Here is a 12,701-nt window from a genome sequence, read left to right on the forward strand (position 1 = left end):
CTTATTGCTACACACTGCCCTAAATACGACCAAATAAGAGATATATCCCTTCATCTTAATAAAGCGATACAGCCGACGACCTCACTGGCTTTAACTCTTCATCCCGTTTTTTAGAATCATAATAATTGATGAACTTCCTGCTAACCGCTATTCAGCGATATCACACATGATATGTTTCACTCGGGTATACTCATCAAGTGAATAAGATGAAAGATCTTTCCCGTAACCCGATTTTTTGAACCCCCCGTGCGGCATTTCGGCGCACAGCGGAATGTGATTGTTAATCCATACCGTGCCAAAATCGAGGGCAATGCTGAAACGCTGGGCACGACCATGGTTGCTGGTCCAAACGCTGGCAGCAAGACCATACTCCACATCATTAGCCTTGAGTAACGCATCTTCATCAGTTGAAAACGACTGAATAGCCATCACCGGCCCAAATAATTCATGTTGTATTGCTTCATCATGTTGATGCAACCCGGAGACGATCGTCGGCTCAAAATAGAAACCCGGCCCCGGCCCGGCTCGCCCACCGGTTTCAACTATTGCATGTGCCGGTAAACGCTCAATAAAGCCTTTCACCTGCTCGAGCTGGTTTCTGCTGTTCAATGCGCCGTACAGCGCATCCTGATCCTCTGGTGGACCAAATTTAATACTCTTCGTTTTCTGGATCAGCTTTTCCAGAAATTCAGCGTAGATGGACTGTTCGACCAGGATACGCGTAGCCGCCGTGCAGTCCTGTCCGGCATTGAAAAAACCTGCCGTGGTAATCGTCGCAATCGCTTTGTCGATATCCGCATCAGCAAACACCACTGCGGGCGCTTTTCCGCCCAATTCCAGATGTGCTTTAGTCAGATTCGCCGCTGCAGAGGCAGCAACCTGCAGACCCGCGCGAACCGAACCGGTAATCGAAACCAGCGAGGCCTTCCGGTTTGAGACCACCAGCGAACCAGTATTGGCTTTGCCCAGCACGACGTTAAATGCTCCTCTTGGGAACAACGGCGCAGCCAATTCAGCCAACAGCAGCGTGCTGGCTGGCGTTGTATCGCTTGGCTTTAACACGACCGTGTTGCCTGCCGCCAGCGCTGGCGCAATCTTCCATACTGCCATCATGAACGGGTAGTTCCACGGTGTCACTTGTCCAACAATACCCAGCGGTTCACGACGGATAGTCGAGGTAAACCCGGCGGAATATTCTCCTGCTGCCTTCCCTTCAAGACAGCGCGCCGCGCCGGCAAAAAAGCGGATGGCATCACAGGATGCCGCGATCTCTTCCTTCTCAATAAAATGACGGAGCTGACCGGTTTCCTGGCTCTGCGCGTTTACCAGTCGCTCAACGTTTCGCTCTATCTCATCTGCAAGGCACAAAAGTGCCTTCTGCCGCTGTGCTGGCGTCGATTTTCTCCAGATGCTAAACGCCGCCTCCGCCGCCGAGTAGGCCTGCTCCACCTCTGCCGCACTAGCGTTGGGAGATAATGCGTACGTTTCGCCATCGACCGGACTTACCAGTTCGAAGGTATCTTGGCTGCTGCCTGCTACATATTGCCCATTGATGAAATGCTTCAGGGTTTTCATGCCTTTCTCCTGCCGGTTAATACATAAAGAATCTTATGTAATATATATATTGTAAAAAATTTTCAAATACGCAACATTGACACTATGATAGGGCTCGCATTTTTAACTTAGATTTCACATTTACAGGAAAAGGCTTTTCATCGTGAGCTGACGCGTTATGTCCAACTCATCATGAGGTTATCGGGACACACATCCGCTTGTGCTGTGAAGTTGCGTACAGGCATGTAAAGTAACTCGGCCATTCTTACCTTCCTTGCCCGGCGGGCATGTGTTAGAAATGGTCGTTGTTTCAGGGAATTGAGTGCAGAAAAGTTATGATTACTCACGCGGTCATATTTGCGCCTATCGGGCAGGTCAGTCGTTCGGACCAGATAGTGCAACGCCTTTCAAACGCTATTATCACCGGGTTGCTGGAGCCAAAGGAACAACTTCCCAACGAAACTGATTTGGCAAAGATGATGGGCGTCTCACATATTACCATCAGAGAAGCGCTCAATACGCTTCGGGCTAATAATCTAATCTATACGGTTCGTGGTCGTAATGGCGGGAGCTTCGTTTGCGAAAAGATTGATAGCAAAAACAACGCTCTGCATCCGTTCAAAGCGATAAGCACAGATTATCTTTCTGATCTGGGTGAAATGCATTGTGCCATCATTAGCCATAGCGCAAGGCTGGCTTCCAGACGAATGACCAGCGCGGACATCGCCAAATTTCGCGAGTTTGTTGAGGTGCTCAGAAAGGCAAATTCACCTGAACTAATGACCCAGGCAGATATGCGTTGCCTGCTGGCGATAGCCGCCAGTTCGCATTCCGCGCGGCTGGCCAACCAGGAACTACAGGTGCAGGCAGAATGGGCATCGTTGGTGGCGATACTCTATCGCATAGACAGCGTTCATGCGGAGATTATCGCGCTTTATTCAGCGCTGGCGGATGCGTTAGCGGCTCACAACGAGGCGGAATCGGTGCAGCTTGCCACGAGGATCATCGACACGTTTACCTATTACCTTATTGAAAAAAAGTTGAAATATAACGCGAACTGACAATCAGTGAAGGCAGAACAGACAATGAGCTCTTCGACATCTTTAAGCGCATTAATTCGTAAGATTGATGATATTACCGCCTCTACCGTAGAGTCTACCGTTGCGCTGGCGAGGAGCATCCATGAGGCTATTTCTGGGGTGCAAAAGGCCTCCGCAGAAGTAGTTCTCGATCCGTCGGTGAGATCGACCGTTCAGCAGCACATCAAACGCACCCTCAGTGACAACCATTACTGCTCAGGGGCCGGGTTCGCCAGCCATATTGAGAGCACCGCAACCGCAAAAGAGTATTGGCTGCTGGAATGGTGGTATAAGAAAGATAATGGCTTGAGCCAGGCCCATCTCGATTTAGATCAGGCCACGCAGCAACGACTGGATTTCAGAACCTTCGAGTGGTTTAAGCACTCACCTCCGGAGGGAAAAGCGTATATCCACGGCCCCTACGTCGACTATATCTGCAATATCTCTTACACCCTGACCTCGGCGGTGCCGGTCTATTACAACGAGCAGTTTCTTGGCGTCGCCGCCGTCGATCTGCTGGTCAGTCAGATTGAAGCCGAACTGCTTTCCTGTCCCCACCCTGACTATGTCATTCTGACCAATCTGGAAAACCGGATTATCTTCTCCAGTTGGCCGCGTTTTCGCGTGGGGGAATTGCTGTCCCCCACGCACAGCACCGTGGTTTACCAGAGCGACTACTTTATCCTTTATCACTATCAAAACTAAGGGCCCGAGGGCCCTTAGTTTTAGTTATCCTGCCCCACATTGAGTTTGTTAGCGTAAGCAATGGCGTCGTTTTCCGGTGCCGCAGATCGTCCGAACGGTCGTGTCAGGAACATATAGATTAGACCAGAGCCAACAACAATCGCCAGGCCGAACAGTACCGTCCAACGATCGATGAAGTCGCTGCTGTCTGCCGGTTGTGCCAGCAACCAAATCCCGCACAATCCATAGGCCAGCGCCAGCACATTCACAATCACGCCCCAACCGCCAATAGTCCACTCTCCAGCCGGTTTCCAGCCTTTGAGACGCTGGCGTAGCGCGGCAAGCACTACCATCTGGAACGAGATGTAAATCCCGATAACGGCAAATGCGGTAATACGCGACAGGTTGTCTGGCTGGAAATAAACCCAAACACAGATGATGACGGGCAGCAGACAGCTAACGACCATGGCATTATCCGGAACACCATTTTTAGATATTTTTGACATCCATTCACTGCCCGGCAGCATTTTGTCGCGGGAGAAGGAAAAGATAAGACGGCTTAACGCAGCCTGCAGAGACAGAATGCACGACAGCATCGCCACAATCGCAACAATGATAAAGACAGTTGCACCGGTTTCACCAAGTGCTTCATTCAGGATGGCCGGGATCGGGTCGGACGTTTTGCCATTGACGATACTTATCAGATTTGGCGAAGCCAGCAGGTAACCCATAACGGAAATAATCGCGGAAATCGCGCCAAATACGATGCTTAGAATCATCGCAACAGGGATCTTTTTACTTGGATTTTGTACCTCTTCCGCAACATTACCACAGGCCTCAAAGCCAAAGAACATGAACAGCCCCATCAGCGCGGCAGACATAAATGCAGTTGAATAGCTGCCATCATGAGCCAGCACCCCCATCGAATCGAAGATGACCGAGAACGGCTGCGAACGGTGGAAAATCAACAGATAAATCCCCAGCGCAATCACGCTGACAATTTCACACCAGAAGCCAATTTTTGCGACCCGGGCCAGATTTTTAGTCCCGGACATATTAACAGCCATCATCAAAAGCAGCAGTAAAACGGACGTCAGCAGCATCGTGGCTGGCGTCTGACCATAGTGAAAGAGCGACTCTACAAACGTTGATGTATATTCCGCGATTGACGTAATGGTGACCACCAGCGCCCACAGGTAAATCCAGGCGGCGATCCACGCATATTTCTTGCCCCATAACCTCCTGGCCCAAGGATAAAGCCCGCCGGTTATGGGATACTGGGAAGCGACCTCACCAAACACCAATGCCACTAAAAGTTGTCCACATGCAACGATTAAAATCCACCATACTGCCGGCGGCCCCGCCAGCGTTACGGCCAGCGCAAACAGCGAATAGACAGCGGTAAGCGGCGACAGATAGGTAAAACCCAACGCAAAGTTTGAAATAAGACCTATCGAGCGATTGAATTGTTCTTTGCCATCGTTCTGAAAATTATCGTTTTTCTTATCAGGTGTCTGTTCCATATAGCTTTCTCTTTTGTGGAATAGTCGCAGGGTTGAACAATTAATGTATAAAAGATATTAAGTTATATGTATAGTGATTTTGTCACGTAATTGTTAAAAATGATCGCACATCACATTCCCGAAAAAACTGGAATAAACCATCAAAATTAACAACAAATTAACAAAAAAGTGATGTATTCATGCTGAGAAAAGAGAAAGGAGCCATACGTTACTGAGGAATCGCGCATCTGTTCGGCGTGGCTGTTCAGATGCGCGGCTGTTGAATTGTTAGCCAGTGCAGACCGACAAACTAAATTGTGAAATAAAACGATCGATAGTAGTGATATCCTCCTGCGTCAATGACCAGCCAGGTTTGCGACAGTAATCAGCCGTAATGATCCCCCTGCGCTGTAAGATTGTTTTTTCTACCTGAATGATATATTCGCAGTGCTGCATCCAGCGTTGTATATACGGTAACAGCGTCTCATGTAACTGCGTCGCTTGCTGATGTTCACCCACCAACCAGTGACGATAGATTTGCACATAAATTTCGCTAAACGAGCAGCCAGGCATCACCCCTTTTCCTCCCGACTCCAGCATTTGCAGCATATACAAACCGGCATAACCGTTTAGCACATGCGCGTCTGGCGCCTGCTGCAGAAATTCACGCGTATAGTTCACCGGCGGATTACATTCAATCTTGAACACCGCATGTGGGTAACGTTTTGCCACCTCAGCCAATTGCGCAGGTGTAACCGGGAACCCCGTTTCTCCTGGCGCGTACTGCACCATCACCGGAATAGTGACCGCTTCCAGTACCGCGGCAATATGCGCCTGCACTGCGGCAAGCGATGGCTGTAGGAAAAAAGGCGGCAACAACATTAGCGCGTCAGCGCCCATACTCTGGTAGCGCCGCGCACGGCGAACGGCCACTTCTGTGCTATGGTCGGTGATCGACAGTGCGCGAAATATGCCTTTATCCGCTAACTCAGCAACAAAGACTTCCGCCAATTGCTGACGTTCATTATCGTCAAGTTTCGGAAATTCACTGGCAATGCCAAACAGTGTGAGCCCATTAACACCGATGCCAGAAAGATGCGCCAACAAACGACGAAAGCTCGTAAAATCCACGTCACCCTGCGGTGTAAACGGCAGAGCAACAATGGGATTAACCCCCCGGATGCGCGCAACCGTAATCATTACAAATCTCCCCTATCCGCCAATACAGCCCCCTGCGCAGCCGGTAGCGCCCAGCGACGATACAAACGTAAGAACCCACGTGGAACGTCTTTATGGACCAGTTGGCAGTGTTGCTGACGTTCGTTCAAGACCCTCTCTTCCACATTCAACATTAATGTCCGCTGAGGAATATTAATGCTGATCGAATCCCCGCTTTCGACCAGCGCCAGAACACCACCATCGCTGGCTTCTGGCGAAATATGCCCAACAAACAGCCCACGATTCGAGCCGGAAAAACGTCCATCAGTAATCAGCGCACAGGAGTCTGACAGCTTCATTCCTTCGAGGAATTTCATTGGCTTATACATCTCTGGCATACCCGGTCCGCCTTTTGGTCCTTCGTAGCGCAGCACCAGTACGCTTCCCGGCTGAATATCACCGGAGAGAATCGATTCCACGGCCTCATCTTCGCTGTTAAATACCACAGCAGGTCCGGTAAAGACCATCAAATGGTCCGGCACTGCAGCTGGCTTCACGACACACCCCATTGGTGACAGATTGCCATGTAACACAGCAACCCCCGACTCATTGCGTACCGGGATAGCCAGTGTATGGATAACTTCCGGGCGGCGGGAATTGGGAACACCCCGTAGCCATTCACCTTTTGTTTGCCCGTTGACCGTCAGGCAACTGAGATCCAGTAAATTGGCGATCTCTTTTTCCACTGCCGCGACACCGCCCGCTTCCCAGAAATCGATCATGTCATACTCCGACGCCGGATAGAGCGAGGCGACCAGCGGTACCTGGTGACTGAGAGCATCAAATTCAGCCAAGGGCAGATGTCCCAACTCGGCTTCATAATAAATAGCCTGTAGATGCAAAATAGCGTTAGTGGAACCTCCCGTTGCCAGCAGATAAGTCATCGCATTGCGGATCGATTCGCGCGTAATAATTTGTCGGGCGTTCACGCCACGCTTAACCAGATCAACAGCCGTTACCCCAGTCGCATAAGCACAATCTCGTCGTTCATGTGAAATCGCAGGCAGCATACTGCTCCCTGGCAGGCTCATGCCTAATACTTCTGCAATACAACACATCGTGTTGGCTGTACCGTACATCGTGCAGGAACCGTGGCCCGGCTCAGCAATATCTTCAATATGGCGGAATTCAGCGTCATCAATTTCGCCACGACGTTTCCAGCCAATAGCCTCGGTGACGATATTGCCGTCCCAGTGTTTACCTTTGTATTCTGCGGGATACATTGGCCCGCCATTTACTAAAATAGCCGGGATATCGAGACGTGCTGCCGCCATCAGCATAGCGGGCACGATTTTATCGCACGACCCCAACAGCACCATGCCGTCGAAGCGGTGAGCGCGCATCATCACTTCGATCGAACTGGCGATAATTTCGCGGGCCGCCAGAATATAGCGCATACCCAGATGCCCTTCAGCAATCCCATCGCATGGAGCGATAGTGCCAAACACCATCCCCACGCCACCAGCCTCATCGATGCCTTTCAGCACATGCGCAGTCAGTTCATTCAGATTGGCATGTCCCGCTGTCGCATTGGTATAGCTGTTGACGACGGCAATCACCGGGCGATGCAACTGTTCGTCTGTATGGCCCATTGATTTATACAAGGCGCGTTTTAAAGCGCCATCATCACCGCTGAGGATCGGGTTGAAGTGCTCGCCACCACAACCTGCGCATCCGCTGCCACAACTGCTCATATATGACCTCTTTTCGTTAATACACTGTTTTCTGCTGGTGTTTTTTTGCGGTCGCGGGGATTAACCAAGCGTCCGGGAATGAGGAAAATCAGCGGCGCGCAGAGTACAAGGAAGCCCGCCAGAATATACAGTCCGCTACTGGTGCTGCCGGTGGTGTCTTTCAGCCAGCCGAGAACGGTTGGACCAAAGAATCCGGCTAGATTACCAATCGAATTGACTAATGCGATACCAGCAGCCGCTGCCGTACCAGAAAGTAACGTCCCCGGAAGGCTGATATAGGTTGGGATTAGGGATAACGTGCCGGACATGGCGACACAAATCCATGCCATCATCCAGAACGTGGAGCCTTCATTCAGGGCGCTAAATGTCAGACCAATCGCACCGATAATCGCCGGAATAGCTATGTGCCAGCGACGCTCCTGCTTCAGATCAGAGTGACGGCTGTTCCACAACATGCAGGCCGCACCGAAAATATAGGGTACCGCCGCCAGTAGGCCGATAGCAAAATCGTCCTGTACGCCGGAGCTTTTAATAATCGATGGCAGCCAGAAGTTAATACCGTAATAGCCAATGTTAAAACTGAAGAAAATCAGCGCCAGCAACCAGACGAAGCGGTTACGGAACATTGCAGACAGGCTGTGCTGCGGCATTCCGGCGTTGGCTGCGACTTTATCAAGCTGATCTTTATGCAGATCTTGCTCAATCAGCGCTTTCTCATCATCCGATAACCATTTGGCCGATTTCACGTCATTATCGAGATAACGCAGCACGACGAAGGCCAGTAGGAATGACGGGATTGCTTCCACCAGGAACAACCATTGCCAGTTGTGCAGTTGACCAACACCTTCGAACATTTTCAGGATTAGCCCTGACAACGGGCTGCCGATAATAGTCGACAGCGGCGTCACCAGAATAAACAGCCCCAGCGTGCGCGCTGAACGCCAGGAAGGGAACCACAGCGTTAAATAATAAACAATCCCCGGAAAGAAACCGGCCTCTGCGATACCAAGTAAAAAACGTACAATGTAAAACTGGGTTGGTGTGGTAACAAACATCGTCAATGCTGATAAAACTGCCCAGCTTGCCATGATGCGTGCAATCCAGAAACGGGGACCAAAACGCTGCATTAGCAGGTTACTCGGCACTTCAAAAAGAAAGTAACCGATAAAGAAGATACCAGCACCGATCCCATAAACCGTATCGCTGAGATTCAACGCATCCTGCATATGGAGTTTGGCAAAACCCACGTTCACCCGATCGAGATAGGCGAAGAAATAACACAGGATTAAAAACGGGATCAGCCGTCGGGTCACTTTACGATAAACCGCATTTTTATTTTCAGTATCAAGGGTACGCGTATTCATCTTTCAGCCTCTTGAGTTGTTATTGTCGCGATGCTCAGGTATTAACCTGTTGCCATGCCTGGGCATAGGCCTGCGCGTTGGATCGAACCTGTTCATAATCTGCGCCCGCACGATACAAACCGCCGCCGCAACCAAAACCTTTTGCTCCCGCCTTACACCAGTTTTGTAACTGTTGCGCTTTAGCGGAAATACCGCCAACCGGCATACACACGACGTGAGGGGGTAAAACCACGCACATGGCACGGAGTATCTCCGGTGAGATCATTTCCGCCGGATAAAACTTCAATCCGCTGGCACCAGCATCCAGCGCCATAAACGCTTCGCTTGGTGTGGTAACGCCGGGCAAACTGATGACGCCATGATCTCTGCTACGGCTGATCACTGCGGTGTTCATATTGGGTGAGATGATGACCTGACCGCCCGCATCGACAACACTATCGACCTGTTCTGTCGTCAATACCGTACCCGCTCCGACGATAGCACGCTCACCCACCCTTTCACGGAGCAGCGTGATAGAATCGAGCGCTCGCGGTGAATTCAGCGGGACTTCGAGCCAGGTGAAGCCGGCCTCGAGTAATACGTCGCCAATTTCCGGCGCGTCCTCTGGTGTCAGACCGCGTAAAATCGCGATCATAGGAAGCGGCGTTTTTTGCCATAAGCTGGCAAAGTTAAAGCTGTCCATTTTGTTTCTCTGCTAGTTGTTGTTGAAGAGACTGCATACCGGCAATAAAACAGCGATCACCATCGATGCAGCGTGTCTGAATACCAAACGCATTGGCAGCCAATTGATAACGTCGTGTTAACGCCGTACTGCCCACCAGCCAAACGAGTCCGGTGTTGTCAGTGCAAAACTCCATTCCAATCAATAGACCGGAGAGATAATCACTCACAGATTCAGGCGGTATTTCCCCCGAAAGCCGTAGCGTCCGGGCAGAAAACAGAAGTTGGCTTAATGCAGCGTTGCGCCGGGATGCCGCAACACCGCGCAAGAATGCACTGTCATCAACCACCGCATCTGGAAGCGCACGTCCCAGCAAGGAGTGGGTAATTAGCACGTGGAATAGTTCGCCTGTCATATAAGTCGAAAAATCAACGATTTCTCGCTTCTTCATTCGAGCGTGTTTGCTATGTGTACCCGGCAGAATCGCCCGGAAGTCGACGATACCTTCCAATAAGGACAGCCCGAATAGTTGTACTTCTTCACCGCGCATCACATCCGGTATGTCACCGTTAGGTGCTTTACGTATGCCTGGTACAATCCATGCTTCGCTGCCCCAGGAGGTGGTGAATTTTTTGCTGTGCGTAAGCAGGCTATCGGTGCTCGCGGGTAATGGACAGTAATCAACCTCATACCAACCCTGCTGCGAACCTACCATTCCTGCCATTGCAATCATCGGTGAACCTGATTCCACCCACTCGCCCAGTAGCATTTTTAACGTCGAATCGAACCGCCCCGGCTCGACGTGAAGAAGTCCGCAGCTGGCGCTGCGCTTATCCAACACATCGTTTCCTGCCATCAACCACGCGCGAAAATTCGAGGTTCCCCAGTCGATCGCGATCCATTCCCCACTCATCTTGTAACCTCAATAAACATATCTTGTATGACAAGAATGTAATTGAGTTAATGTTACCGATCTGTGATCGCGATCGTGAAGTGAAATAAAACATTTCATGTCGTAAGCTGATCTCACAAGAAGAACTATCTTGTATACCTAACATTCTGTTTTTCGAGTACAATGCCTCATTCTCATTTCTTCAAGGCCGAATATGACTACCTCGCTAACAAACATCTCTGAAACGATTACCCGCGATCTGGCGATGAAAATCATTCGCGGAACCCTGGACGATGGAGAGATGCTCCCCGGCGAAAATGAACTTGCCGTGCAATATTGCGCGTCACGTACCTCTGTGCGTAATGCGTTGCATGTCCTGTCGGCGAAAGGTTTATTATCAATTCAGGCGAAACGACGCAGCACGGTTAACCCGCGTGAACTCTGGAGTTTTCTGGATACGGATGTACTGAGCTGGATGGAAGAAGTTGGTATTTCGCCCGATGTTGCAGAGCAACTGATGGTAACGCGTCTGATGTTTGAACCTAACGCCGCTGCGCTGGCCGCCGCTAACGCTACAGCTCGCGATTTAGCTGCCATTGAAGATGCCTGGACGCTTATGTCGCGCGGGCAAAGGCAGGATCAGGTTGCCCTCTTCGAGGAAGGTGATTTAGCCTTTCACACGGCATTACTCAAGTCCTGCCATAACCCCTTTTTAATGTCCATTGGCAACGCCCTTTCAGCCGCCATGATGCTGTCGTTTAAACAGACGCAGGAGTCATCGGTTAAGGAGACCGAGCATGCCGTTGAGCAACACCGACTCCTTCTGGAAGCAATACGATTACGCCAGGCCGTTACGGCGCGGGAATGCATGCGCGATATTATTCTTAGTGCGGCCAACCGCCATTTGTGGAAAACAGTGCCGGATAAATACGCGCACCTGGTTTAAGTCGGAGGTTAAGTAGCAAAAATCGCTGCTGTTAAACAACATTTTTGCAATATAATAACGAGATGTTAAACGATGAACCTGAGCAGGTGAATGATGGAAATTGATCTCGATAATCTGGTCTTTGATGGGCTGGAAGAAGCGCAGGCCCGCAACGCCGAACGTCTGGAAGATGCAGACCAAAAAGCACAAGAAATTGTTGCTGATAACGACTGCGGCGATGCCTGCAAAATCTGATTTCCACACCGGCGCAATGCCGGTTTTTACTTCCTGCAGATTCCTTCCCGGTAAGAGATTCAACATTCAATAAATTGATGTTCTTCGTTGAGCCGATATTTCACCCCCGCCCGAATGTTGTTTTCCCCCTCAACAGCAAGCGCAAAGCGCATTCTCTCGCCATCGTGATAGGCCAGCGCCGCGCAGCCGCCGGGGCCGAGAATGATCGAGTCGACGGTGCCGGTACTGGCAACAACGGCGTTTTCTCCGCTGGCAATAATGTGGATGTTGTCCGCACAGTTGGCAATGTTAGATTCTGCGCCGAAGCAGGCCAACTGGGTTAAATCACCGCTGCAGGCAATCCGGTTCCGGTCGCCGAGCGAGCTGATGCGTACTCGCATGCCGGTACAGGCGATACGCGTTGCGTCGCCCACGCTACTGATCCGCGCCGAATTACCCGCTACCGCAATTCGCCCGCGATCGCCTGAGCTGCCAATATGCGCGTTATAGCCGACGCTGCCAATACGTGCGCTGTAACCTGCGCTGGCGATTTGTACGGCATACCCGGCGCTGGCGATTTTAACGTTATCGTCTGCGCTACTACATCGGGCGTTATCTTCCGCACTCGCCAGCGGACGATTGATTTCCCCCGCCGTTTGCGCACGGGCAATATTCCCCATAGCATAAATATCCTGCTGGACAAAACTCGCCTCTTCCCGCCATTTTGACCAGCCGTATTCCACCAGGCTATTTGCCCAGTCTGTATACCCTTCCCGCTGGAGCGCACGATGAACATCGGCGTAACTTCCACCTAACGGAAATGCACGTAGAAACCAGCGATACATTACGGGCCCAACGCGCCAGGCCCGTAAATCACTTCGCGTAATCATCATC

The 12,701-nt window shown here is 50.9% G+C and carries 12 protein-coding genes; 4 read left to right on the forward strand and 8 right to left on the reverse strand.

The window, feature by feature from the left end:
• Window positions 1–147: 147 nt before the first annotated feature.
• Window positions 148–1,575 (reverse strand): gamma-aminobutyraldehyde dehydrogenase, encoded by a 1,428-nt coding sequence (locus tag NMD08_RS14650; RefSeq protein ID WP_151219061.1) that lies wholly within the window; start codon window positions 1,573–1,575, stop codon window positions 148–150.
• 314 nt (window positions 1,576–1,889) lie between these two features.
• On the opposite strand from NMD08_RS14650, the gene NMD08_RS14655 reads away from it, so the two are divergent.
• Entirely contained in the window at window positions 1,890–2,615 is a 726-nt protein-coding gene (locus tag NMD08_RS14655) for a FadR/GntR family transcriptional regulator (protein WP_151219060.1), read from the forward strand.
• Between the two features lie 24 nt (window positions 2,616–2,639).
• Complete coding sequence (locus NMD08_RS14660) at window positions 2,640–3,338, forward strand: cache domain-containing protein (RefSeq protein WP_151219059.1); 699 nt, start codon at window positions 2,640–2,642, stop codon at window positions 3,336–3,338.
• Window positions 3,339–3,358: 20 nt separating this feature from the next.
• Here the strand turns inward: NMD08_RS14660 and NMD08_RS14665 are convergent, their stop codons facing one another.
• The 6 genes from NMD08_RS14665 to NMD08_RS14690 all read right to left on the reverse strand — a co-directional run bounded on the left by NMD08_RS14665 (window position 3,359) and on the right by NMD08_RS14690 (window position 10,669).
• The gene (locus NMD08_RS14665; RefSeq protein WP_151219058.1) at window positions 3,359–4,840 is read right to left on the reverse strand and encodes an APC family permease; all 1,482 of its coding nucleotides are present in this window, start codon (window positions 4,838–4,840) and stop codon (window positions 3,359–3,361) included.
• Window positions 4,841–5,107: 267 nt separating this feature from the next.
• Complete coding sequence (locus tag NMD08_RS14670) at window positions 5,108–6,019, reverse strand: dihydrodipicolinate synthase family protein (protein WP_151225396.1); 912 nt, start codon at window positions 6,017–6,019, stop codon at window positions 5,108–5,110.
• Window positions 6,019–7,731, reverse strand: a complete 1,713-nt coding sequence (locus NMD08_RS14675) for a dihydroxy-acid dehydratase (RefSeq protein ID WP_151219056.1) — start codon at window positions 7,729–7,731, stop codon at window positions 6,019–6,021. Before NMD08_RS14675 ends, NMD08_RS14670 begins: the two co-directional genes overlap by 1 nt.
• A complete protein-coding gene (locus NMD08_RS14680; RefSeq protein WP_151225395.1) occupies window positions 7,728–9,095 on the reverse strand; it encodes an MFS transporter in 1,368 nt (455 codons plus the stop codon). Before NMD08_RS14680 ends, NMD08_RS14675 begins: the two co-directional genes overlap by 4 nt.
• 34 nt (window positions 9,096–9,129) lie before the next feature.
• Window positions 9,130–9,777, reverse strand: a complete 648-nt coding sequence (locus NMD08_RS14685; protein WP_187252521.1) for a 2-dehydro-3-deoxy-6-phosphogalactonate aldolase — start codon at window positions 9,775–9,777, stop codon at window positions 9,130–9,132.
• A complete protein-coding gene (locus tag NMD08_RS14690; RefSeq protein ID WP_210905021.1) occupies window positions 9,764–10,669 on the reverse strand; it encodes a 2-dehydro-3-deoxygalactonokinase in 906 nt (301 codons plus the stop codon). Before NMD08_RS14690 ends, NMD08_RS14685 begins: the two co-directional genes overlap by 14 nt.
• 193 nt (window positions 10,670–10,862) lie before the next feature.
• Here NMD08_RS14690 and NMD08_RS14695 point away from each other — a divergent pair, with 193 nt between their 5' ends.
• On the forward strand, window positions 10,863–11,594 hold the full coding sequence (locus NMD08_RS14695; RefSeq protein WP_151219052.1) for a FadR/GntR family transcriptional regulator: 732 nt from the start codon (window positions 10,863–10,865) through the stop codon (window positions 11,592–11,594).
• A gap of 93 nt (window positions 11,595–11,687) precedes the next feature.
• Window positions 11,688–11,828 carry a hypothetical protein gene (locus tag NMD08_RS14700; protein ID WP_151219111.1) on the forward strand — a complete coding sequence of 47 codons (141 nt, stop codon included), beginning with the start codon at window positions 11,688–11,690 and terminating at the stop codon, window positions 11,826–11,828.
• A gap of 59 nt (window positions 11,829–11,887) precedes the next feature.
• On the opposite strand, the gene ydhT is transcribed toward NMD08_RS14700, so the two are convergent.
• Window positions 11,888–12,700: a protein YdhT gene (ydhT, locus tag NMD08_RS14705; RefSeq protein WP_151219051.1), complete on the reverse strand. Its 813-nt coding sequence runs from the start codon at window positions 12,698–12,700 to the stop codon at window positions 11,888–11,890.
• Between the last annotated feature and the right edge of the window lies 1 nt (window position 12,701).

It is taken from the genome of Citrobacter meridianamericanus (genome assembly GCF_041320245.1).
GTDB lineage: Bacteria > Pseudomonadota > Gammaproteobacteria > Enterobacterales > Enterobacteriaceae > Citrobacter > Citrobacter meridianamericanus.

Coding starts and splice junctions, on each gene's coding strand:
- NMD08_RS14675 (WP_151219056.1), bottom strand. CDS start 7,731: ATGAGCAGTTGTGGCAGCGGATGCGCAGGTTGTGGTGGCGAGCACTTC.
- NMD08_RS14650 (WP_151219061.1), bottom strand. CDS start 1,575: ATGAAAACCCTGAAGCATTTCATCAATGGGCAATATGTAGCAGGCAGC.
- NMD08_RS14655 (WP_151219060.1), top strand. CDS start 1,890: ATGATTACTCACGCGGTCATATTTGCGCCTATCGGGCAGGTCAGTCGT.
- NMD08_RS14690 (WP_210905021.1), bottom strand. CDS start 10,669: ATGAGTGGGGAATGGATCGCGATCGACTGGGGAACCTCGAATTTTCGC.
- NMD08_RS14670 (WP_151225396.1), bottom strand. CDS start 6,019: ATGATTACGGTTGCGCGCATCCGGGGGGTTAATCCCATTGTTGCTCTG.
- NMD08_RS14660 (WP_151219059.1), top strand. CDS start 2,640: ATGAGCTCTTCGACATCTTTAAGCGCATTAATTCGTAAGATTGATGAT.
- NMD08_RS14680 (WP_151225395.1), bottom strand. CDS start 9,095: ATGAATACGCGTACCCTTGATACTGAAAATAAAAATGCGGTTTATCGT.
- NMD08_RS14685 (WP_187252521.1), bottom strand. CDS start 9,777: ATGGACAGCTTTAACTTTGCCAGCTTATGGCAAAAAACGCCGCTTCCT.
- NMD08_RS14665 (WP_151219058.1), bottom strand. CDS start 4,840: ATGGAACAGACACCTGATAAGAAAAACGATAATTTTCAGAACGATGGC.
- NMD08_RS14695 (WP_151219052.1), top strand. CDS start 10,863: ATGACTACCTCGCTAACAAACATCTCTGAAACGATTACCCGCGATCTG.
- NMD08_RS14700 (WP_151219111.1), top strand. CDS start 11,688: ATGGAAATTGATCTCGATAATCTGGTCTTTGATGGGCTGGAAGAAGCG.
- ydhT (WP_151219051.1), bottom strand. CDS start 12,700: ATGATGATTACGCGAAGTGATTTACGGGCCTGGCGCGTTGGGCCCGTA.